The organism is Cohnella massiliensis (genome assembly GCF_900169535.1).
Classification (GTDB): Bacteria; Bacillota; Bacilli; order Paenibacillales; family Paenibacillaceae; genus Cohnella; species Cohnella algarum.
The window spans coordinates 1,043,665-1,064,015 of sequence record NZ_LT821259.1 but is presented as its reverse complement, the minus strand read 5'-3'; the positions used below and the strand labels follow the sequence as shown (position 1 = coordinate 1,064,015).

Annotated in this window: 20 protein-coding genes, 1 tRNA gene and 1 pseudogene; 9 read left to right on the top strand and 13 right to left on the bottom strand. The window is 59.0% G+C overall.

All coding sequences use genetic code 11. The features are described 5' to 3' along the window. The first annotated feature begins 17 nt into the window (after window positions 1-17). Window positions 18-1,460 carry a 2-hydroxyglutaryl-CoA dehydratase gene (locus B7E11_RS18640; protein WP_080837322.1) on the top strand — a complete coding sequence of 481 codons (1,443 nt, stop codon included), beginning with the start codon at window positions 18-20 and terminating at the stop codon, window positions 1,458-1,460. A gap of 75 nt (window positions 1,461-1,535) precedes the next feature. On the opposite strand, the gene B7E11_RS18635 is transcribed toward B7E11_RS18640, so the two are convergent. From B7E11_RS18635 to B7E11_RS18620, 4 genes are all read right to left on the bottom strand, one after another. After that, window positions 1,536-1,622: transfer RNA gene (locus B7E11_RS18635), tRNA-Leu, on the bottom strand. An 89-nt stretch (window positions 1,623-1,711) separates the two neighbouring features. Beyond that, the gene (locus B7E11_RS18630) at window positions 1,712-1,924 is read right to left on the bottom strand and encodes a hypothetical protein (RefSeq protein ID WP_080837319.1); all 213 of its coding nucleotides are present in this window, start codon (window positions 1,922-1,924) and stop codon (window positions 1,712-1,714) included. A 100-nt stretch (window positions 1,925-2,024) separates the two neighbouring features. Further along, window positions 2,025-2,351, bottom strand: a complete 327-nt coding sequence (locus tag B7E11_RS18625; protein ID WP_080837317.1) for a hypothetical protein — start codon at window positions 2,349-2,351, stop codon at window positions 2,025-2,027. A gap of 118 nt (window positions 2,352-2,469) precedes the next feature. Then, complete coding sequence (locus B7E11_RS18620; RefSeq protein WP_080837314.1) at window positions 2,470-3,039, bottom strand: xanthine phosphoribosyltransferase; 570 nt, start codon at window positions 3,037-3,039, stop codon at window positions 2,470-2,472. A gap of 247 nt (window positions 3,040-3,286) precedes the next feature. Between B7E11_RS18620 and B7E11_RS18615 the strand changes: the two genes are divergently transcribed. Together B7E11_RS18615 and B7E11_RS18610 are read left to right on the top strand one after the other, a co-directional pair. Then, window positions 3,287-4,033: a hypothetical protein gene (locus B7E11_RS18615; protein ID WP_080837311.1), complete on the top strand. Its 747-nt coding sequence runs from the start codon at window positions 3,287-3,289 to the stop codon at window positions 4,031-4,033. A gap of 94 nt (window positions 4,034-4,127) precedes the next feature. After that, the gene (locus B7E11_RS18610; protein WP_080837306.1) at window positions 4,128-5,189 is read left to right on the top strand and encodes a YkvI family membrane protein; all 1,062 of its coding nucleotides are present in this window, start codon (window positions 4,128-4,130) and stop codon (window positions 5,187-5,189) included. Between the two features lie 17 nt (window positions 5,190-5,206). Here B7E11_RS18610 and B7E11_RS18605 read toward each other — a convergent pair whose 3' ends face one another. Then, the gene (locus B7E11_RS18605) at window positions 5,207-6,343 is read right to left on the bottom strand and encodes a glycosyltransferase family 4 protein (protein ID WP_080837303.1); all 1,137 of its coding nucleotides are present in this window, start codon (window positions 6,341-6,343) and stop codon (window positions 5,207-5,209) included. Window positions 6,344-6,437: 94 nt separating this feature from the next. Between B7E11_RS18605 and B7E11_RS18600 the strand changes: the two genes are divergently transcribed. From B7E11_RS18600 to B7E11_RS29100, 3 genes are all read left to right on the top strand, one after another. Beyond that, a complete protein-coding gene (locus B7E11_RS18600) occupies window positions 6,438-7,586 on the top strand; it encodes a GGDEF domain-containing protein (protein ID WP_080837300.1) in 1,149 nt (382 codons plus the stop codon). A gap of 79 nt (window positions 7,587-7,665) precedes the next feature. Then, window positions 7,666-9,045 carry an RsmB/NOP family class I SAM-dependent RNA methyltransferase gene (locus B7E11_RS18595; RefSeq protein ID WP_080837297.1) on the top strand — a complete coding sequence of 460 codons (1,380 nt, stop codon included), beginning with the start codon at window positions 7,666-7,668 and terminating at the stop codon, window positions 9,043-9,045. A 368-nt stretch (window positions 9,046-9,413) separates the two neighbouring features. Next, window positions 9,414-9,506 (top strand): sporulation protein YjcZ, encoded by a 93-nt coding sequence (locus B7E11_RS29100; protein ID WP_136368515.1) that lies wholly within the window; start codon window positions 9,414-9,416, stop codon window positions 9,504-9,506. A 506-nt stretch (window positions 9,507-10,012) separates the two neighbouring features. Here the strand turns inward: B7E11_RS29100 and B7E11_RS18590 are convergent. Continuing rightward, on the bottom strand, window positions 10,013-10,828 hold the full coding sequence (locus tag B7E11_RS18590; RefSeq protein WP_080837296.1) for a Cof-type HAD-IIB family hydrolase: 816 nt from the start codon (window positions 10,826-10,828) through the stop codon (window positions 10,013-10,015). A gap of 3 nt (window positions 10,829-10,831) precedes the next feature. Further along, window positions 10,832-11,677, bottom strand: a complete 846-nt coding sequence (locus B7E11_RS18585; protein WP_080837293.1) for a pseudouridine synthase — start codon at window positions 11,675-11,677, stop codon at window positions 10,832-10,834. 249 nt (window positions 11,678-11,926) lie between these two features. On the opposite strand from B7E11_RS18585, the pseudogene B7E11_RS31015 reads away from it, so the two are divergent. Both B7E11_RS31015 and B7E11_RS31010 read left to right on the top strand, forming a co-directional pair. Beyond that, window positions 11,927-12,226, top strand: a pseudogene (locus tag B7E11_RS31015) (helix-turn-helix transcriptional regulator); the annotation flags it as partial. 42 nt (window positions 12,227-12,268) lie between these two features. Then, window positions 12,269-12,649, top strand: a complete 381-nt coding sequence (locus tag B7E11_RS31010) for a DinB family protein (protein WP_425430078.1) — start codon at window positions 12,269-12,271, stop codon at window positions 12,647-12,649. Between the two features lie 103 nt (window positions 12,650-12,752). Here the strand turns inward: B7E11_RS31010 and yjbM are convergent, their stop codons facing one another. Further along, window positions 12,753-13,556 carry a GTP diphosphokinase gene (gene yjbM / locus B7E11_RS18575; protein ID WP_080837291.1) on the bottom strand — a complete coding sequence of 268 codons (804 nt, stop codon included), beginning with the start codon at window positions 13,554-13,556 and terminating at the stop codon, window positions 12,753-12,755. Window positions 13,557-13,577: 21 nt separating this feature from the next. Continuing rightward, the gene (locus B7E11_RS18570) at window positions 13,578-14,672 is read right to left on the bottom strand and encodes a quinone-dependent dihydroorotate dehydrogenase (RefSeq protein ID WP_080837288.1); all 1,095 of its coding nucleotides are present in this window, start codon (window positions 14,670-14,672) and stop codon (window positions 13,578-13,580) included. A 187-nt stretch (window positions 14,673-14,859) separates the two neighbouring features. Here B7E11_RS18570 and B7E11_RS29655 point away from each other — a divergent pair, with 187 nt between their 5' ends. After that, entirely contained in the window at window positions 14,860-15,003 is a 144-nt protein-coding gene (locus B7E11_RS29655; RefSeq protein ID WP_176220805.1) for a hypothetical protein, read from the top strand. Between the two features lie 20 nt (window positions 15,004-15,023). Here B7E11_RS29655 and B7E11_RS18565 read toward each other — a convergent pair whose 3' ends face one another. The 4 genes from B7E11_RS18565 to B7E11_RS18550 all read right to left on the bottom strand — a co-directional run bounded on the left by B7E11_RS18565 (window position 15,024) and on the right by B7E11_RS18550 (window position 20,223). After that, complete coding sequence (locus tag B7E11_RS18565; protein WP_080837284.1) at window positions 15,024-16,514, bottom strand: L,D-transpeptidase; 1,491 nt, start codon at window positions 16,512-16,514, stop codon at window positions 15,024-15,026. Between the two features lie 90 nt (window positions 16,515-16,604). Then, window positions 16,605-18,446, bottom strand: coding sequence for a CHASE2 domain-containing protein (locus tag B7E11_RS18560; RefSeq protein WP_139787249.1), 1,842 nt, complete (start codon window positions 18,444-18,446; stop codon window positions 16,605-16,607). Window positions 18,447-18,594: 148 nt separating this feature from the next. After that, window positions 18,595-18,831 (bottom strand): ferredoxin, encoded by a 237-nt coding sequence (locus B7E11_RS18555; protein WP_080837279.1) that lies wholly within the window; start codon window positions 18,829-18,831, stop codon window positions 18,595-18,597. A 108-nt stretch (window positions 18,832-18,939) separates the two neighbouring features. Then, a complete protein-coding gene (locus B7E11_RS18550) occupies window positions 18,940-20,223 on the bottom strand; it encodes a DNA polymerase IV (RefSeq protein WP_080837277.1) in 1,284 nt (427 codons plus the stop codon). Between the last annotated feature and the right edge of the window lie 128 nt (window positions 20,224-20,351).

Here is a 20,351-nt window from a genome sequence, read left to right as displayed (position 1 = left end):
TGTTCGGCGGGCTGACGATGGCCCAGGATTATTTGGTGGAAGGCGCCTTGGCCGGCCTGGGCTACCGGGTGCGCCATCTGGACTGCCCCGACAACGACTCGCTCCGGTTCGGCAAGGAGTTCGGCAACCGCGGACAATGCAACCCGACTTATTTTACGGTCGGAAACCTGATCAAGCATTTGCAATACCTTCGCGATGCGGAAGGGAAATCCAAGGAAGAGATCGTTCGCGACTATTTGTTTGTCACGAGCGGTTCCCGCGGCCCATGCCGCTTCGGCACCTATGTGACCGAGTACCGCAAAGCGCTGCGCGACGCCGGCTTCGACGGCTTCCGCGTCCTGCTGTTTCAACAGACGGACGGGCTCAAGCAGGCGACCGGAGACGAATCGGCGCTCAAGCTGAACGCCGCGTTTTTCCTGGCTTTTCTGAAAGCCGTGCTGCTCGGCGACATCCTGAACGCGCTCGGCTACCGCATCCGCCCTTACGAAGCGGAGCCCGGTTCGACGGACGAGGCGCTCGAGCGCTGCAAGCGGCATTTGCACGCCGCGCTAAGCCGGCGAAAGGCGTTGATTCCGGCGCTTCTCCGGTGCCGCAAGGAATTGCGGGGCGTTCGGGTGAACCGGGCGCAGCCGAAGCCTAAAGTAAGCGTGATCGGAGAATTCTGGGCGATGACGACGGAAGGGGACGGCAACTACCATTTGCAGCGATTTCTCGAAAGCGAGGACGCGGAGGTCGACGTCCAGTCGGTTACGGCCTGGATTCTGTTTTTAATCTGGTCGGGCCGGTACGATACCAGGAAACGGATGAACTTGCGCGAGGCAGACGGCGGACGAAGCGGCCTGCAAGGGAAAAATCCGGTCAAACGGCTGTATTTGCTGGCGCTGGCCGACCGGGCGGTTCGGATTCTGTTTCAGACGTTTGCCCGGCTCATGGGGCTTCGCGGCTATCACTTGCCCGATATGGAAGAAATCGCGAAAGTCGCGCACGAGCACTACAACAACCAGCTTCGCGGCGGCGAGGGGCATATGGAGGTAGGCAAGCTGATCCTGAATGTCGTGAAACGGAAAGCGAACATGACGATCTCCGTCAAGCCGTTCGGCTGCATGCCGTCCTCCGGCGTCTCCGACGGCGTGCAGTCGCTGATTACCGAGAAATATCCCGAAGCGATCTTTCTGCCGGTCGAAACGACCGGCGACGGCGCGGTCAACGTGTACAGCCGAATTCAGATGATGCTGTTCAAGGCGAAGCAAGCCGCAAAAAAAGAATTCGAAGCCGCCCTGGCAAGCAAGGGATATTCGCGGGAGCGGTTGCCGAAAAGCGCGGGGATGACGGATCCGCTTCGCGCAAGCCGCCACGTCGTCGCCTGCACCGCCGCCAATGCAGTGTACGGTTCCCCCCGGCCGATCGGCTCGCTGCCGCTGCGATTCAAAAAACGAAAGGCGGAAACTTCGGGATTCTGAAAAGAGGATTTCGATCATGCAAAAAGCTCCTGATTTGCCGCAAGGGCAAAATCAGGAGCTTGTTCATGATAAAGTTGGTGCGGTCGAGAGGACTCGAACCTCCACGGCTGTTACACCACTAGAACCTGAATCTAGCGCGTCTGCCAATTCCGCCACGACCGCGAATCACAAAAATTATATTATCATGGCGGGACGGGCAAAGTCAACAGCTTTTTTGAAGTTCCAATTTTCAGTCAACGCTCGCTCCTCGCTCATTCGAACGTCGGCCGCGGCGCCGACGCTTCGGCGATCGCGTATTCGCGGCTCAGCTTGACGACGCGGCGGTTCGGGCGGCGAATGAGCATATGGGTATCGTCCCAGGCGACGACGATGCCGGTCACGTCGTTTATTTCCAGCGCATCCCGCACGACGCGCACCTTCGTGCCTTCGACCCGGTACTTGTCCAACGTTTCTTCGCTTACCATGTCGTTCGGATAACCTCCTTGCGGCGCAAATGGAACGAAGACCCGTCTTGCGGACGCCGAACGTCCGGACGGGTCTTCAAGCTATACGTTCAGCAGCGATTCAGCCTACATGCTCGCGCGTATCGTTCGTCTCGTACCAGTAGTCCAGCACCTTGCTGGACATGACGCGACTGCGGACATATTCGATCTGGCGCTCCGTGAAATGATCGGTCCAGGGAATGTCCAACTCGTCGCAGAGCTTGACGACCGTCAGAAGCTCGGACCAAGCTACATACCGTTTGTACCAGAAAAATTGCGGGTGCTCGATCATGTAAGGATACAGATCGTCGAATTCCGTGTGCTTGCAGTCGAGCGCGCGCTCGAAATGGTTCTTGGCATCATCCAGCTTCCTTGCGAAAAATTCAATCGGTTGATCGACGGCTGCCATTTGGTGCTCGCCTCCCCTCTGCAACTTCATTCTTATTATAAATCATATGGCGCCGGAAGGAAAAGAGAATCGGCTATGATTGGGCTTGGAATCGGCAGGAAGGAGGGCTCGCGCCCCGTTACTCGAATTTGATGACGTTGCCTTCGAGGGACGCGATTTTGACGAGCGATTCCACCCGGTATCCCATGTCCCGCAGCGTGCGCCCGCCGGCCTGGAACGTTTTCTCCAGGACGATGCCGATTCCCGCGACGGATGCCCCCGACTGCTCGACGATTTTGAGCAATCCCCGCGCCGCGTCCCCGTTCGCGATAATATCGTCGATAAACAGCACCGAATCCTCAGCGCTCAGCAAGTGCCGGGAAACGATCAAATCCGTCACGATTCCTTTCGTAAAGGAAGGGACGCGTTCGACATACGCGTCGTTGTCGCCGATCAGCGTCTTTTTGCGGCGGGCGAAAACAAGCGGTACGCCAAGCTTATATGCGGTAGCGAAGGCTGCCGGAATTCCCGAGGATTCCACCGTGATCACCTTCGTAATGGTCTCGCCGCGAAAACGGTTCGCGAACTCCTCGCCCATTTCCATCGTGAGCTGAGGATCGACGCCGTGATTCAGAAGCGAGTCGAGCTTCAGCACGTCGGAATTCATGACGGTCGCTTCCCGCAGAATCCTTTCCTTTAGAATATCCATCCGGTTTCCTCCGTCTCTTCTTTTCCGTTTAAAGTACCATATCCGTTACCTCCCGCGCAAGATACCGCCCTCGGAATCGTTCTCGGTTTTTGCCCTCGATTCGGCACGTTCCCCATGACTTTCGATGCGAGCCGGACGATTCGCGATAAGACAAAAGTAGGGAATTTGCCGAATGTCGAATTTTTGTGAAACTTTTCTAAGCCGAACGTAGTCCTAACTAGTAACAGGAAAAAAAGGGGGGGATTCGATGCGCAGAACCGAAAAATTCGGCGGACTTCTAATCGGAGCCGTGTCGGCTTCTTTGTTTCTCGTTTCTTGCAGCGGATCGATCGAGCCGCAAGCCGCCCCGTCCCCTTCCGGCGTTCCGTCGAACGAAATGCCCGCCCAGGATCGCGGGGGCGACGCGGCCTTGTCCGGGCCGCGGCCGCCGCTGCCATTGCCGTCTTCCTCCGGCGAGAGGGAGACCGTTCGCCCGAATCCGCGCGAAACGGGCGAAGCGTCCGCCGACTCCGGAGATGCCGTCCCCGCGTCGGCCTCCTCGGCTAAACCCGAAACGGAGGAGCTGCGGCAGCAAGGCGTCCAGGAAAGCCCCGCAGCGACGCCGGCCGCGCCGGATACCCGTCCGTCGTACGCCGGTCTTTCGCTCGGCATGAGCGTCAATGAAGTCATCGGACAGCTGGGAAGTCCGAACGACCGGTACCCGATCGCCGACCGTTCCGGCAACGTGCAAATGCACGAATACGACGGGCTGACCGTCGGCTACGACGCGTCGGGAGCAGCCGTTTATATCGAGATTACCGCGGCATCGGTGCCGACCGGAATCGAAGGGCTAACCGTCGGACAAGCCGAAGCCCGGGCCGCCGAAGCGCTTGGAATCGACGTTCCGTCCGATTCGAACGTGCTTCAGGCCTCCGCTGCCCAAGGCTGGGTCAAAGCGGACATCGATCCGTCGACGCGAACGGTTTTGTCCGTCAAATGGTTCAAGCAAAACTAGGCGCTCCGCAAATCCTTTTGTCATGCCCGTCCTCTTCCGCTCATACCTTGTTAAAAGAGAATTAGGACAAGGCAGGGTAAGGGGGCGCTGAAGCATGAAAGCATGGTTCCGCAGTTTTCAAATCGCCTTTACGTTTATCGGAACCGTGGTCGGCGCCGGATTCGCAACGGGAAAAGAAGTGCTGCAGTTTTTTACCCGGTTCGGCCATATAGGTGCGCTGCTCATTTTGATATCGACTCTGTTTTTCGTGTGGCTCGGCGCGAAGATGATGCTGCTGTCGGCGAAAATCAAGGCGAGGTCTTACGAGGATTTGAACAAATATCTGTTCGGAGATCGGGCGGGCGCCTGGGTCAGCCATGTCATGCTCGGCATTCTGTTATGCGTCAATTCCGTGATGCTGGCCGGAGCCGGTTCGATTTTCTCGGAACATATCCATATAAGCACCCAAAGCGGGATGCTGCTTACGTCGATCGCCTGCTTTTACCTGGTTCGAAAAGGCATCAACGCCATCATTTCGGTCAATTCGATCATCGTCCCCCTCATGCTGCTGTTCACGCTCTTGATCGTGGCCGACACCCTCAAAGGCCCGGGAATCGACAATTGGATAACGCTCGAAACCGGATTGTCCCCCGTCGCCGCCTGGATGTCCCCGTTCCTGTACGCATCTTTCAATCTGTCGATGTCGCAAGCGGTCCTAGTCCCGCTGGGGTCCCTCGTCGGGGACGCCAAAATCTTGCGCCGAGGCGCCATACTCGGCGGCATCGGAATCGGAACGATGCTGATGGCCGGCCATTTCGCCCTGTCGGCGCGCATGCCGGGCGTTCAGCAATTCGAAATTCCGATGGGCGGCATCGCCCGCGAGCTCGGGCCGTTGATCCATTGGATTTTCGTCTTTCTTATCTTTGCGGAAATCTTCACGACGCTCGTTGCCGACCTGTACGGGCTTACGCTGCAGGTGCAAAGAAGGATCAGCGCATCCCGAACGTGGATTACGCTGTCGCTTCTTCTATTCTGCTTCCTGCTGGGGCAAGTCGGGTTCGGCACGCTGCTGACGACGCTTTATCCGCTGTTCGGGATGCTCTCTCTCGGCTGGCTGCTGCTCATCATACGCAACCGGGATCTTAAGGCCAAGCCTCCGCTCCCGCCCCCAGCCTGATCTCGTCCGGCGAACCGTTACCCTTCCTTGCCGGGCGCCATATCGAGATAAATTTTCTTCAATTCGGAAATGACGCGATTGAGGGAGTACGCCTTCTTGGCCTTGTTCCAGGCGGCTCTCGCCATTTCGTAACGGAAATGCGGATCGACGATCATGTTGTCCAGCGCTTCGGCAAGCGCGTCCGGATCGTTCGGCGGAACGAGCCGGCCGTTCACGCCGTCCTCGATCTGCTCCGAAATCCCCCCGACGTCGGTTCCGACAAGGGCGAGCAAGCACAGCGCGGCCTCCGCGAATACGGAGCCGAACGCCTCCGCGCGCGACGGCAAAACAAACACGTCGAAAAACGGCATCAGCTCTTCCGGATGCAGCATATAGCCGTAAAAGATCGTATCCTCGTAAATGCCGAGCTGCTGAGCCAGCGACTCGAGCTCCTCGCGAATCGGACCGTCGCCGATAATGTGCAGGACGAACGGCCTTCCTCTGCGCCTCAGTTCCGCGCAGGCGCGCAGCAAAATATCGATTCCCTTGGCGGGGACCAGCCGGCATACCGTGACCAGCTGGGTGACCTCGTTGTCGTGCGAAATCGGCTTGAACCTTCTCTCGTCATAGCCGTTCGGCATGACCCTCACCGCTTCCGGCGCGGCCAGAAATTTGCCCATGTACCGGGCGAACGAATGCGACACCGTCATAAGCGCGTCCGTCTTGCGCTCCAATTCGCCGTACAGCGATGTGAGAAACCGATGCTCGGGCCCGCCTTCGGCAATGCGCCCGTTCAAAATGAGCTCCTTCTCGAAGCTGGAGTGAACGGTCATCAAAATCGGGGTATCCGGGTAAATGCGCCTCATCGCGAGCGCGGCCACCGGATGGTGCGCGTGAATCAAATCGTACGAGCCCTTGAGCCGCAGCCTGATCCACCAAATGTAGTCTTTAAGCGTTTGAATATATTTGTCGACGGTCGGGTTGCCCGCGAAATCGCGCCAATCGAACGTTTCGAACTCGATATCCTCCTGGCCCTTGTTGCGAATTCGCTTCGGCAGCGAAAACAATTCCATTTCCCAGCCGATTTTCCGGAACCGCTCGCCGATGTACGGCACCATGGAAGAGACGCCTCCCGGTTGCTCCGGGGGGAAAAAAAGCGCCTGCAGAATATTCATGGGCGACTCCTCCTTTCAACCCGCTACTCGCTCTATTAAAGTTATGATATATTAGAACATATGTTTCTGTAAAGGAAACCGCTGGGGGGCATCTATGAATTCCGCTGCGTTCTGGGAGAACAATTTAAACTTGCTGCATCCGTTCTCTTCGCTCATTTCTTTCATTTTGCTATTTCTGATGTTGTTCATGGCATACCGGCTTCATATGCAAACGCGGCGGCGAACGTATTTGGATTTGCTTGTCGCGCTTGCGCTCTGTCTTGCGCACCAGATTTTCGAACTGGCGATCGCAGTCGGCGGCGGCGAACAGGCGCTTCTCGTTTTCGTTTCCGACGCGCTGAACGTCGCTTCCTTCATCGTCGTCAACTTCTCCATATTTGAACTCTACCACAAAAAACGGTCCCGCACACGCGCTTGGTTCTACTCCTTGCTCGGCATCGGCGCTTCCATCGCCGTCACGGGACTGTTCGCGGGCACGGAATCCCTGGCGCAGCTTTGGGAAAACGGGACGAAAGCGGCCCCGGTTTTCGACATTTACCTGCTCGTCTTGTGCCCGCTGTTCGGGCTCATGTTCGCCCCCCATATCGGCCAGAGAGTCCGTTACGTCGTCAGCCTGGCCATCGCCGCGCTCCTTCATTTGCTGCAGCTGGCAAGCCGTTTTTTCGATCTCGGTTCTTTATTCTATTCATCGTTGTCGGCGCTTTTGCCAATCGCGTATTTTATCTTTTTGTTCATGATTTTGTTCGAGCGCGTCGTCGAAATTTTGCAATCGGCGTATCGTTCGTCAATTACGGACGGCCTTACAAGCCTGTTCAACCGGCGCTTCTTCTCCTCGCAGCTCGAACGCGCCTTGCGCGACGGCCTGCCGGTCGGCGCCATCTTTTGCGATATCGACAACTTCAAAAAGCTTAACGACACCCAGGGGCATCAGCAGGCGGACGTCGTGCTGAAGCAGGCGGCGGCGATTCTGATGGAGGAGACGGAAGATGTCGGGCTCGCCGGCCGCTACGGCGGGGAGGAGCTTGTGGCCTTTGTCTCGGCCGGTGGCGTTTCCCCCGAGAAAGTTGCCGAAGCGATCCGCGCCCGAATCGAGAAGGAAACGATCGTCACGGTCAGCGTGGGCGTAAGCCGCGCCGCCAAAGGCATCACTGCGGAGCAGCTCATGAAGCAGGCCGACGAAGCGATGTACCATTCCAAAAAAACGGGCAAAAACCGGGTCACGGATTTCGCCTCGCTCGTGTAATCCCCTTCCGGTCGTGTATACTGGTACCGACCAGCCATTCGATCGGAGAATTCCGAACGCCTTGAAGGAGAAGACCTGTATGACGCGACTTCCGCAACCTTTCGTCCGGCGCATCCGAGACCTGCTCGGAGAGCGGGAGGCCGGCGAATTTTTGCAAGCTTACGATCGGCCTCGGGCTTACGGCCTGCGCCTGAATCCGGGAAAGCTGAACCCGGACGACATCCGGTTTGCCGGGATTCGGGATCGCTTCGGGCTGCGAAGGGTGCCCTGGTGCGACACCGGCTACTACTACGACGAAAACGCCCGCCCGGGAAAGCACCCCTATCATGCCGCCGGGCTCTTTTACATCCAGGAGCCGTCGGCGATGATCGCCGCGGAGCTGCTCGATCCGCAACCGGGCGAAATCGTGCTCGATCTCGCCGCGGCGCCCGGGGGCAAGACGACCCAGATCGCCGCCCGCATGAAGGGGCGGGGCCTCCTCGTCGCCAACGAAATCCATCCGTCCCGCGCCAAAATTTTGGCCGAAAACGTAGAACGAATGGGCATCGCCAACGCGGTGGTCGTCAATTCCGCCCCGGGACCGCTCGCGGAGCGGTGGCCCGAGGCGTTCGACCGGATCATGCTGGACGCGCCCTGTTCCGGGGAGGGCATGTTCCGGAAGGATCCCGATGCGGCCGCCGAGTGGTCCGAGGAGGCGGTGGCCGGCTGCGCCGCCCGTCAGCGCGACATTTTGCGCGATGCAGCAGCGATGCTGCGGCCGGGCGGACGGCTCGTTTATTCGACTTGCACGTTCAATCGCGAGGAAAACGAACGAACGGTTCGCTGGCTGCTTGGCGAATTTCCGGAATTCGCGCTGCTCAAGGAAGAAAGATTATGGCCGCATCGGGTAGAGGGCGAAGGCCACTATGCCGCCGTGCTCGAGAAGCGTTCGCTCGACCGGGCGCCGCCCGAAAACAAGGGATCGAAATCTCGCGCCCGGAGCGCCGACCGGAAAGCGGCCAAAACCGACAAAGCGGCACCGACCGCCTTGCAGTTGTTCCATGCGTTTGCGAATGCGGCGCTGCCCGGCTTCCGCCTGCCCGCGGACGGCGTCCCCCTGCTGTTCGGGGACTCGCTCTACTGGCTGCCGCAGCCGGAAGGGTCCCCGCTGAGCGTCGCATCGCTGGACGGGCTGCGCACGCCCCGTCCCGGCCTGCACCTGGGCGACGCGGTCAAGGGCCGCTTCGAGCCGTCCCATGCGCTGGCCATGGCGCTGGACGCCTCCGCCGCGGCTTGCGCGGCGGACTATCCGGCCGATTCTCCGGAAGTCGCCGCGTACTTGCGGGGGGAGAGCCTGGCCGCAGGAAGCGAAGTCAAGGGCTGGGGCTTGCTCACGGCCGACGGCTGGCCGCTCGGCTGGTTCAAAGCGAGCGACCGTCAGCTCAAAAACCGGCTTCCCAAAGGGCTGCGCATGCTTTAGCCGATGCCGGTCGGCCCGGATTGCCGTTTGACGGATTTGACGGTTTTATTGGATTGGTTGGAAGAAGTAAATTTTTTGCAGTTCAGCTGTTTCGCCAAGACTTGGCGGTTTTGGCGGTTTTGGCGGTTTTGGCGGTTTTGGCGGTTTTGGCGGTTTTGGCGGTTTTGGCGGTTTTGGCGGTTTTGGCGGTTTTGGCGGTTTTGGCGGTTTTTCCGCTATCGCCCAAAATCAGCCGATCCGGGGTAAATGTCCAATTCGGGACTTCGCCTTCCTCATAGTATAGTGTAGACCGAAGAACGGGACAGTTTGCAAGCGCGGAACGCCCGCTTCGGCAACCAACAACACTTTCTCTTGAAGGAGGAATTTGCATGTCCGGTGTTGTCGGCGGCTACTACGCATCGGCAGCCTTCGTGCTGGTCCTGTTTATCCTGCTCGTCATCATCCTCAAAGCCGGTTACTGATAACCGGCGGAATTTCGCTTTCCGCAAAGCGGAAAAAGGAAGAAGGGGCTGTCTCGAAAGGTCAAAATTGACCTGAGAGGCGGCCTCTTCTGTCTTGAGGCAAGCCTCACGGGGCCGTTATTTGGCCGCAATGCGGGATATTTCGTGAATAAAGGCCTATCGAGGCCGTTATTGGCTCGCATTGCGGATTATTTCGCGAATAACGGCCTCCCGGGGCCGTTAATTCCGCCAACGGGCCGCTTTCGGCATCATTTAAACGAAATAACGGCCTATCGAGGCCGCTATTTACCCGTATTGCTGGAAATTTCGCGAATAACGGTCTCTCGGGGCCGTTATTGGCCCGCATTGCGGAATATTTCGTGAATAACGGCCTATCGGGGCCGTTAATTCCGCCGACGGGCCGTTGCCCGCCTCGTGAACCTGACGCTGGCCCAAGCATTTTTTCCTTCGGCCTCTTGACTCAGCCCGACCCTCGCCCGTAACCGCCCCTTAGACAAGATTGGCGTTTAGCGGACGGCGCCGCCGTTCGCCGGACGAATCACCTTCTCCTCCAGAACGACGGCCACGCCGTCCTCATTGTTGGAGACGGTCGTCTCGTCGGCGGCTTCCTTGACCGGGTCCGGAGAGTTCGCCATCGCGACCCCCAAACCCGCGAAACGAATCATCCCGATATCGTTGTAATAGTTGCCGATCGCGAGCACCTCCTCCGGACGGACGCCGCGCTGGCTTGCCAAATGCGCCAGGGCCGCGCCCTTGGTCGCCTCCTTGTGCTGCACGTCGAAGAAGTAATCCCCGCTCCGCACCGTTTGCAGCTCGTGCTCCCACGACGCCCACTCCTCTTCCATCCGGTCCAGCGCTTCCTTTTCCGCGAAGATCGATACTTTCAGCAGCCCTTCCGGCACGCCGCGGCTTTGCTCCCAGAGGATCGGCTTGACGAGCAACCGCTCGTACATGCCGGCGATTTCATCGGTCATGCTTTCTACGTATAGATCGAATGCCGTGTTCATGTCGAAATGAACGCCCGATTCGCGACAATAGGCCAAATACTTGCCGATTGCGTTCGCTTCGATGACGGACTCCCGGAGCGCTTTGCGCGATTTGCTTTCCACGATGCAAGCGCCGTTGTGGGTGACGAGCGTCCCTTCCAATCCGAGCGAATCCAGAACGGGAAGCGCGCTGTTCGAACCGCGCCCCGTGCAAAGCACGATTTCCGCCCCTCCGGCCGCGGCGGCCCGGACCGCGTCTCTTACGCGCGGGGTCAGCTCGTGTTCGTCGTTCAGCAGCGTCCCGTCAACGTCCAATGCAATTAAACGAAATGTCATCGTTCAAAACCCCTTCCGATACTCGCGAAGCCGCTCCATTTCCGCTTCCGTCAATTCCCGCCATTGCCCCGGTTCGAGAGCCGGGTCGAGCGACAGCGGCCCCATCGCCGACCGACGCAAGTACAACACCCGTTGGCCGACCGCCTCGAACATGCGCTTGACCTGATGAAACTTCCCTTCCTGGATCGTGAGCTCGATCCAGCTAAGCGCGGAGCGATGGCGCTCCGCAAGCTCCAGTTCCGCCCGCCGCAATTCGGGCGTCCGCCGGACCCGCTCCATCGCCTCGGCCATTTCGCGATCTCCGGGCTCGGCTCCGGGCGGAGCGGCCGCAAGCACGCGCAGCCGGGCCGGCAGCGTCACATACCCGTCGTCCAGCGTCACGCCGGCCGCGAACGCTTCCGCGTCCCGCTCCCCCGTCTCCCCCTCGATCAGCGCCCGGTACGTCTTCGGCACGTGCTTTCGCGGAGACAGCAAATCGTGCGCCAGCTTGCCGTCGTTCGTCAGCAGCAGCAAGCCTTCGGTATCCTTGTCCAGCCTGCCGACGGGAAAAGGCGCGCGCGCGCGAAGCTCGTCCGGCAGCAGATCGACGACCGTCCGATCGCGGCGGTCTTCCGTGGCGGAAACGAGTCCGGCCGGCTTGTTCATCATGACGTACACCGTTTCGCGGTATACGACCGGCTCTCCGTCGAGCGCGACCGCATCCTCTTCCGGCCGGATCTGCATGCCGGGATCCTTCGCCGCAACGCCGTTCACCGTGACCGATCCCTGGCGTACCCATTGCTTGACTTCGCTTCGCGAGCCGAAGCCGAGGTTGCCGAGCATTTTATCGAGTCTTATCGTTTTTTTCAACGTCGTTCACTTCTTTCTTCTCCGATCCGGATCGTTTCCTTGCATCTCTTAACTGTACGGGAGGAATCGGAACTTGTCCACTTTTCGGCGAACCTCGTCACTCTTCCTTTGGCACTCTTCCGTCCCCCATCCCCCGTCACCCGTCAACCGTTTCCCGCATGCAAGTCCGCAAGGTCCGCCCTGTTGTATAAATAAAGGAATTCAGCAAATGCGACGGGAGGAGAACGCTCCGCATGTCCAAGGCACAACCTGTTGGCGATTTTATGGCTGCTCAAATCCGGACGCCGAATGACCGCCAAAACCATCGCCGACCGGCTTGAAATGCATGTCCGCACCGTCTACCGCTATATCGACACCCTTTGCGCGAGCGGCGTTCCGATCATCGCCGATTCCGGACATAACGGCGGCTACCGGCTGCTAAGGCCGACGGACGAGACGCTGCTCTTTTTCGACAAGGAGGAACAGAAAGCGCTTGTGCACGCCGCGCAGTTCGCCGAGAAAGCGGGTTATCCGTACGAAGAGGCGTTAACGAGGGCGGTAGCAAAGCTCGCGGAAACGCTGACCGGACCGATTCAAAGCGTTTTCCCTTCGTTGCGGGACGCGCTCCTGCACATGTACCGGATCGACAACGTCTGGCTCAAGGCGCTTTCGTCCTTGCTTTATCCGGATATCGTGGACAAGGTGAGCGAACGGATGGCGCAGGCGCAAAGCTTTGCGCTCGACGAACTGGAGCAAGCCTTCGAAGCGCTGGGGCAGGAATTTCTGGCGCTCGTCGATTCCCTCGAGGACGTCGAAGCCGTCAAGGAATACCCGCATCCGACGTTCGGCACCTTGCGCGCGCCGCATTCGGAAATCGTCGAGCATATCGTCAATCACGGCACCTATCACCGGGGCAATTTGACCGCCATGCTTCGCCAGCTCGGCCATCAAGGCGTCCCGACCGATTACGTCTTTTATCTGTATCAGGTTTAGCGGGCCGTTCATCACGACCGGGATGAACCTTCTCTATTTCGCATCGTAAAAAACCTTCCGTTCGCGGCATCCGAAGGCCGGGAGCGGAAGGTTTTTGCATCTATTACGGGTTGGAGCTTTTGCCCGCGCGCACGAGCGCCTCCTGGATTTCCGCGGACAATTCGGTCAGTCCCCAAATATCCTCCTGCTCCCACAGCTCGTTGAAGCGGAGCTGGAACTGGGCCGCTTCCCGGATCCGGCGGAAAAAATAGAGGCTTTGAATGTCGTTCAGCACTTTGCGGACAATTCCCGACTTCTCTTCGAAGCCCTGCTGGGCCTCGACGATTTCCTGGCGGATGCTTGACATTTCGGTGTCGAGCAGAAAAGCGGCTTCCGCGGCTTTGTAAAGCCGCTCCTTCACGTCCTCGGGCAGCTGCTCGCGATATTTGTAATTGAGCGAATGCTCGATCGTCGCCCAAAAATTCATCGCGAGCGTGCGGATTTGAATTTCCGCAAGCACCGGCATCGAGCCGAGCGAAGTCTGGACCGGGTAAGTGACGATAAGATGATAACTCCGGTATCCGCTTTCTTTCGGATGATTGATATAATCCTTCTCGTAAACGATCGCCAAGTCTCTGCGCTTGCGTATGTGCTCCGCTACCGTGCTGATGTCCTCCACGAATTGGCACATAATCCGAATGCCCGCGATATCCTCGATTCCCGTTTCGATTTGGTCGAGCGGAACCGAAAGCCGTTTCGCCTTTTCCAGAATGCTGGAGATTCGTTTCACCCGGCCGGTCACGAACTCGATCGGAGCGTACTCTTCCCTTGCCTTCAGCTCGGTGCGCAGCGTCTTGAACTTCACTTTCAATTCCTCGACCGCCTGCTGGTACGGGAGCAAAAATTTATTCCAGTCTCTGCCGTCCATGCTGCCTCCTTTCCGCCGCTTTTACCGGTGATCCGCTCCGATCGCTTGGGCAATCCGTTCGAACCCGTCCTTGCGCAGCAGCTCCTTGAGCCCCCGGACAATCTCGCCGACGACGCCGGGGCCTTTGTAGATCATCGCCGTATACACCTCGACGAGGCTTGCACCCGCACGGATTTTATCGTAGGCGTCTTGCGCCGTGAAAATGCCTCCGGAGCCGACAATCGGCAGCTTCCCGCCCGTCATGGCGTAAAGCGTCCGGATCACCTCCGTCGAGCGCTTCGTCAACGGCCGGCCGCTCAAGCCGCCCGTTTCGCCGGCGTTCGCATGCGTGAGCCCGTTCCGCCCGATCGTCGTATTCGTCGCGATGATGCCGTCCATGCCGCTGATCCGGATCGCTTCCGCCATGTAGGCGAGCTGCTCCTCGCTGTTGTCGGGCGCGATTTTGACGACGATCGGCTTCGGCGTCCCTCCGGCTGTCCGCGCCTGGCGATCCCGCTCGTCGCGGACCGCGTCCAGCAGCCCCCGCAATTCGTCCCCGTGCTGCAGAAGCCGCAAGTCCGGCGTATTCGGCGAGCTGATGTTGACGACGAAAAAATCCCCGTGCGGGTACAGCAGCCTCAGGCACTCCCGGTAATCGTCCGCCGCATGCTCGTTGGGCGTCGCTTTGTTTTTCCCGATGTTGACCGCCAGCGGAATTTTCCGGCCTCCGAGACGGGCCAGACGCGCCGCCATCGCTTCGGCCCCTTCGTTGTTGAATCCCATCCGATTGATGAGCGCCTCGTCGGGCGGCAACCGGAACAGCCTCGGCAGATCGTTGCCGGGCTGGCCTTTCGGCGTTACCGTTCCGACTTCCATGAACGAAAGCCCGATGCTCGAAAAGCCGGGAACCGCCTTCGCGTTCTTGTCCAATCCGGCCGCCAGGCCCACGGGATGGGCGAAATGCAGCCCGAACAGGTCGATTTCGAGCTCCGGAGCCCGGCCGACGCCCCAAATTCCCGACAGAAGCGCCGTCGTTCCGGGAATCCGCCCCGCCGCGCCCAGGCCGTCGACGACGAGGTGATGCGCCTTTTCGGCGTCCATGCTGAAAAAAAATGGTTTGACCAACTTATACAACAACCGTCCGACACCCGCTTTGCACCAGAATAAAACCTTCGGGTATCAGTTTAGCCTTTTCTTCGGGAAAAGAAAAGGGAGCTTTGCGCCCGTAAGCCGCCCGGCCGGCCCCAAATCTGGCTTTTTGCGGAGGAACCGTTTACAATATAGATTAAGCATTATTTTATCCGTTATGAAAGGTTTGATATCGATGAGCGCACCGAAAAAGAAACCTTCCGCCATGCCCCAGGCAAAGCAGAAGGAGGAAGTCAACAAAAAGGGATTGATCTGGATCGGCGTAGCCTTCGGCGTCGTCGTCATTGTCGTCGGAACGCTGCTCGCGTTGAACATTTGACGGTTTTCCGCCGCGCTTCGTCATCCCAGCCAATTATAGGTTTTATGAGGGTTTGTCTCGTCCTGCGCCGGCGTTAGCCGGAAGCGTTCCTCGGGAATGCGCAGGGTCGTGGGCAGGCCCTCTTTGACGATGGTGACCTGCGTTCCGAGCGGAACCAAATCGTACAGCTCCTCCAGATCTTCCTTTCCCATTCGCACGCAGCCGAGCGAATCGTCCTTGCCGATGCTGTCCGGCTCGTCCGTGCCGTGGATCGCGTACAGCGTATCGGAGAGCGTCATCCCGCGGCTTCCGAACGCTCCGTCCGAGCGGCCGTTCGGATCGCGTACCTTCTCGGTGATGACGAACGTGCCTTCGGGCGTCTTGTCTCCGCCCAGGCCGACCGGATAGTTCCGGATGAGCACGTTTCCGCTGACGACCGCGAGTCGGTAATTTTTTTTATCGACGATGATTCGTAACGGATGCTCGGTCATCGAAGCGAGCGAACCCGCCGGCATGCCGATCCCTTGCGCCGTCGTTCCGCTGGCGTCGGGCCAGCCGACCGTCTTCGGAATGGCGCCGTCGACCTTCTCCAATTCCTCGCGAAGCTCCGCGAACCAGGCGCCCAAATCTTCCGACCAGCCGGCGACCGCATTGGCCGGATACGCGCCCGCGAGCTCTTCCGGAGACTTCGGCCAGCTTCCCGTCCGCTCCTTGTAATGGAGCATCGCCGAGCGCAGCATCAGCTTGCCTTCCTGCAACGGCTTCCAGTCCGCGACCGCTTGCTGCGGCTCGGTCGGATCCTGGGCCGTGCCGCATGGGCACCACCTCGGATCGTACCAATCGATCGCGGCGGCCGCATCGGAGCGGTACATCGCCACTTTGGCCAGCGGCTTCCCGCTTCCGACCCAGTCGGTCCACTTGCCGAGCGCCGGCGCCTGGACGAGCAGCGACTCCGTGCCCCCGGCCTCCGCGGTCAGCAGCTGGCCGAGGGCCTGCATGCCGTCCGCCTCGGGAGTCGCGGCGCCCGCCACGTAGGCGAAGCCGCCGCTTGGCGGAGCGGTGGCGGCCGGGGGCGCCGGTTCGGGCGCGGCCGGCGTTCCGGACGGCGAAGCCGCTGCCGGGGGCGCTTCGGCCTGCGCTTGCGGGGCCGTCCCGTCGGCTTCCGTCGGAGCCGCCGCCCGCCCGCCCGGCAGCGCGATCGCCGCCGCGACGACGAGCGCTGCGCCGAGTAGCGAAACGGCGCGGCGCAGGCGGCTGCGCCGTGCCGGCTTGGGCGCGGCCTCTCCCTGAACGGAAAGCAGCGGATTCGCCCGCGCCTCGAACGCTTCGTAGATGGGACCGGCCTGGCCGAAGCAGTAGTTGGCTTTCGCTTCCTCGCCGCGCGCGGCGTACTGCTTGCCGAGCAAATACCACGCCATCTGGTTATTTTCATGCTTCAGCAGGTAATCCTTCAAAGGCAACGAATCGGCCACATCCGGCACATTCTCGTAAAACTGCCGGATCTGGTCTTCCAATTGATCGTCTTTTCGCATCCGGAATCCCCCTCCGGTCTCTCGTTTCTCCTATATATCGGCGAAGAGAGAACGGAATTTCAGGCTGCCGGAAAATCCGCGACTTCCGATCTACCCGACGTCCGCTTGTTTGGGACCGATCAGCTCGAACACTTTAATGGGCAGGGATTTGCCCTTGAACATCCGATCCTCGCCCTCTCCGAAGGAAAAAACGTGTTTCGTTTTTTCATAGACGGCTTCGGACACCATCACCTGCCCCGGCTTCGTCTGCGATTCGATCCGCGCCGCGATGTTGACGTTGTCGCCGATCGCCGTGTAATCCACCCGCAAATACGAGCCGATATTGCCGACGACGACGTTGCCGGCGTGAATGCCGATGCCGACGTTCACTTCGCAGCCGTAGCGCTCCGCAATTTGCTCGCGGATCGACTTCATGCCCTCCTGGATTTCGAACGCCGTCTTGACCGCCAGCCGTTCGTGGTCCTCGACGTCGAGCGGCGCATTGAACAAAATCATCGCCGCGTCCCCGATAAATTTGTCGATCGTGCCGCGGTTGTCCAGCGTCGTCCGGGTGATCATGTCGAACATCGTGTTGAGGGTATCGACGAGTTCGGGAGGCGACAGCTTCTCCGAGAGGGGCGTAAACCCGCGAATATCGAGAAACAGGACGGTAATGTTTTTCGAAACGCCGCCCAGCTTGATGTCGATATCCTGCGAGACGATCTGCTTGACGAGATCCGGCGAAATGTAGCGGCCGAATTGCCGCGTGACGAAGCTTTTTTGCGAGCTTTCCAAATACGACTTGAGCGACACGTTCGCGAGATAAGCCAGCGTGACGGCAAGCAGCGCGGTCGTAACCGGAATATGCGTCTTGCCGGCCGCGTACAGAGCCTGCTGCCCGTAAACGATGCCCGCGCCGACGGCCAGGAAGATCAGGATGGAATAGACGTTTTTCGTCCGCCAAGGCAAATAGATGAAAAATAAAAACAGAACGAGGCCGGCCAGCAGAACGAGCCACCCGTCCGCGTAAGAAACGGAGGTGCCGTGCATAAGCTGGTTAACGATGTTGGCATGGACGTAAACGAGACTCATATGCTTCTCGATCGGCGTCGCCCCGGTATCCTGCGCCGACGCGTCGGACAGCCCGGCCGCCGTAAAGCCGACGAGCACGACCGCGTCCTTGAACACGCTCGGGTCGATTTCTCCGTTCAGCACCCGGCTGAACGACACGGTTTGCACGTCTTCGCTGGTCAGCTGGTAGTCGATCGTGATCGTGTTTTTGGCCGCGCGCTTGGAATCGAACAGCTTGTCCGGATCGGTCATATCCTCGTATTTGCTCAGGTCCGCCCCGGCCATTTCGGCAGCCAAAAGCCCGAGCGAAGGGACCGTCTCCCCGTCCCGGGTCCGGATGTTCAGCCACGTCTGCCGGATGACGCCGTCGGGGCTGACGACCCGATTGATATGAGCCAGGCGCGCGTTGTCGGCGAATTCGGGAATCGGCATCTGAATATCGTAGGCGGTAAGAAAATCTCCCTTCGATATCGTCGTCGTGCCGAACACGTCGCCTTCCGTTAGTCCGATAACGGGGAGAATAACGTTGTCATACTGCGCAAGCGCCTCCGAAAAAGCGGCGTCGTTGTCCGGATCCGAGCTCTCGGAAAAAACGATATCGAAGCCGATGGCGGCCGGCTCGAAGCCGGGCTGATTCAGCATATCCAAAAAAGGCGCGTAAATCGCCCGCTCCCAGGGGAACCTCCCCAGCTCGGCCAGCGAGTCGTCATCGATCGCGACGACGATAATATCTTTGGAGGGCAGGGCGGCGGATCTTGCCATATTCGCGTCGAATAGCAAATTATCGATCCGCTGGAGCCATTTTTCCTGATGGACGAAAAAGACGGCAATCAATAAAATCGCGTTAAGTACGATGGTCCACCTTTTCACGCGTTCGCGCAAGCGTTTCCCCACCTTTATGCAGATGCTGACAAGTGTTTTCCATTATATCGCGGTTACGTTAAGAAAACTTAAAAATCGACAAATTTCTCGGGACTCAACAAAAAAGCCCTCTCGGGCCGCACGCCCAAGAGAGCCAGATGACGCAAAATCAGTTATTGAAAGGCGAGTCCGAAATTTTGATCGAATCGGTCGGACAGCCGTCCGCGGCGTCCTGGAGGTCGTCGTACAAGCTTTCCGGGATTTCCGTGTTGCCGTGGTTTCCGTCGCCTTCATATATAACTTCGGCAAGACCCTCGTCGTCGTAATCGTAAATATCGGGGGCCGTTGCGCCGCATGCTCCGCAAGCGATGCATGTATCCTTATCTACGTAAGTGAATTTAGCCATGAATGTAACCTCCTCAAATCAATCCAGCCAAAAAGTTCATAATTTCAATATAATATAAATGCTATACGAGATCAAACAAAAAAAATCAATGGCTTGGATCACATTTCCTTATAAATTCGGGTCTTGAAGAGGGTCCTGTTCGCGCAAAAAATCGGTTTCGAGCGACGTTCCCCGTATTTTTTTGTTGCGAATGAGCGCGGACGGATCGTCCGTCAGCATTCCGGCCGTCAGCACGGCGTTTTCGCCGTATTTGTCGCGAAGCCGGTCCATGACCGTATGAAGCCGTTCCTTGCGCGGAGCTTCGCGGTAGCTGAACAAGTCCAGCTGCACCGGCGTTTCGCTTTTGGCCGACAGCCCTTGGAGCGTAATGCCGAGCAGGCGGATCGGCTCTCCCTCTTTCCAATGGATGTCCATCAGCCTGCAGGCCTCGCGGTAGACTTCTTCGGCGGATTCGATCGGCGCGTTCAAGGTCGTCGCACGCGTAATGGTTTTCATGTCGGGATCGCGAATGACGATTTGCACCGTCGAACAAAGCATCGATTTGCGGCGCAGTCTCCTCGTCGTCTGGTCGGCCAGATTGAGCAAGACCCGGCAATATTCTTCCCTCTTGGTCAAATCGGCGGGAAGCGTCGTCGTATGCCCGACCGATTTCGCGGCTTCCCGGATCGGCTCGACCGGCGAGTCGTCGATTCCGTTCGCCGCGCGCTTCATCCATTCGCCGTAAACGCCGAATTTATCCTTCAACAGCGCGACGTCGGCAGCCGCGAGCTGGCCGATCGTGCGGATGTTCATCTTTTCTAGTTTAACCGCGGTCTTTTTGCCGATACCATACAAAGTTTGACAGGGCTGGCCCCACAGCAAAGCCGGCACCTCGCGTCTTCGCAGCACGGTGATCGCGTTCGGCTTGCGCATGTCGGAAGCCATTTTCGCCAGCAGCTTGTTCGGCGCAACCCCGATGGAGCAAGGAAGGGACAGCTCTTCCCGGATTCGCCGCTGGATCGTTTCCGCGATTTCCATCGGCGTTCCGAATTGGCCGCTGCCCGTAATGTCCAGAAAGCACTCGTCGATGGACACCGCCTCCACTAGGGGCGTATAGCTGCCGGCGATGCGAAGAAAACCCCGGGAATATTTCCGGTACAAATCGAAATCCGGCGCGATGAGCGTAAGCTCCGGACAGGCGCGTTCCGCCTGCCGGACGGTCATCCCGGTGCGGACGCCTTTCGCCCGGGCTTCGTACGAGCTGGTCACGACGATGCCTTTGCGAAGCTCGACGCTGCCCGCCACGGCCGTCGCTTTGCCCGCGTAGCGTTCCGGGTCTTCAGCCGCGTGAACCGAGCAATAAAACGCGTTCATGTCGATATGCAAAATGATTCTCCGTTTCGGCTCGCTCACGCGGCATGACACCTCCGATTCGCTTTACGGCTTTCCTCCATTATAGTCCCGGCATACCTGCCCCGGCAACGAACCGGGCGTTTTCCGGGACGAACCCGGCCCAGGCGCGCGGGACGTTCGCTCTCTAC

Bases quoted from the DNA above. Each gene is read 5' to 3' on its own strand.
- B7E11_RS18600 (WP_080837300.1), top strand. From the start codon at position 6,438: ATGAATTCCGCTGCGTTCTGGGAGAACAATTTAAACTTGCTGCATCCG.
- B7E11_RS18590 (WP_080837296.1), bottom strand. From the start codon at position 10,828: ATGACATTTCGTTTAATTGCATTGGACGTTGACGGGACGCTGCTGAAC.
- B7E11_RS18565 (WP_080837284.1), bottom strand. From the start codon at position 16,514: ATGCGAAAAGACGATCAATTGGAAGACCAGATCCGGCAGTTTTACGAG.
- B7E11_RS18555 (WP_080837279.1), bottom strand. From the start codon at position 18,831: ATGGCTAAATTCACTTACGTAGATAAGGATACATGCATCGCTTGCGGA.
- B7E11_RS18630 (WP_080837319.1), bottom strand. From the start codon at position 1,924: ATGGTAAGCGAAGAAACGTTGGACAAGTACCGGGTCGAAGGCACGAAG.
- B7E11_RS18595 (WP_080837297.1), top strand. From the start codon at position 7,666: ATGACGCGACTTCCGCAACCTTTCGTCCGGCGCATCCGAGACCTGCTC.
- yjbM (WP_080837291.1), bottom strand. From the start codon at position 13,556: ATGGACGGCAGAGACTGGAATAAATTTTTGCTCCCGTACCAGCAGGCG.
- B7E11_RS18605 (WP_080837303.1), bottom strand. From the start codon at position 6,343: ATGAATATTCTGCAGGCGCTTTTTTTCCCCCCGGAGCAACCGGGAGGC.
- B7E11_RS29655 (WP_176220805.1), top strand. From the start codon at position 14,860: ATGAGCGCACCGAAAAAGAAACCTTCCGCCATGCCCCAGGCAAAGCAG.
- B7E11_RS18625 (WP_080837317.1), bottom strand. From the start codon at position 2,351: ATGGCAGCCGTCGATCAACCGATTGAATTTTTCGCAAGGAAGCTGGAT.
- B7E11_RS18615 (WP_080837311.1), top strand. From the start codon at position 3,287: ATGCGCAGAACCGAAAAATTCGGCGGACTTCTAATCGGAGCCGTGTCG.
- B7E11_RS18620 (WP_080837314.1), bottom strand. From the start codon at position 3,039: ATGGATATTCTAAAGGAAAGGATTCTGCGGGAAGCGACCGTCATGAAT.
- B7E11_RS18610 (WP_080837306.1), top strand. From the start codon at position 4,128: ATGAAAGCATGGTTCCGCAGTTTTCAAATCGCCTTTACGTTTATCGGA.
- B7E11_RS29100 (WP_136368515.1), top strand. From the start codon at position 9,414: ATGTCCGGTGTTGTCGGCGGCTACTACGCATCGGCAGCCTTCGTGCTG.
- B7E11_RS18640 (WP_080837322.1), top strand. From the start codon at position 18: ATGGCCCAGGATTATTTGGTGGAAGGCGCCTTGGCCGGCCTGGGCTAC.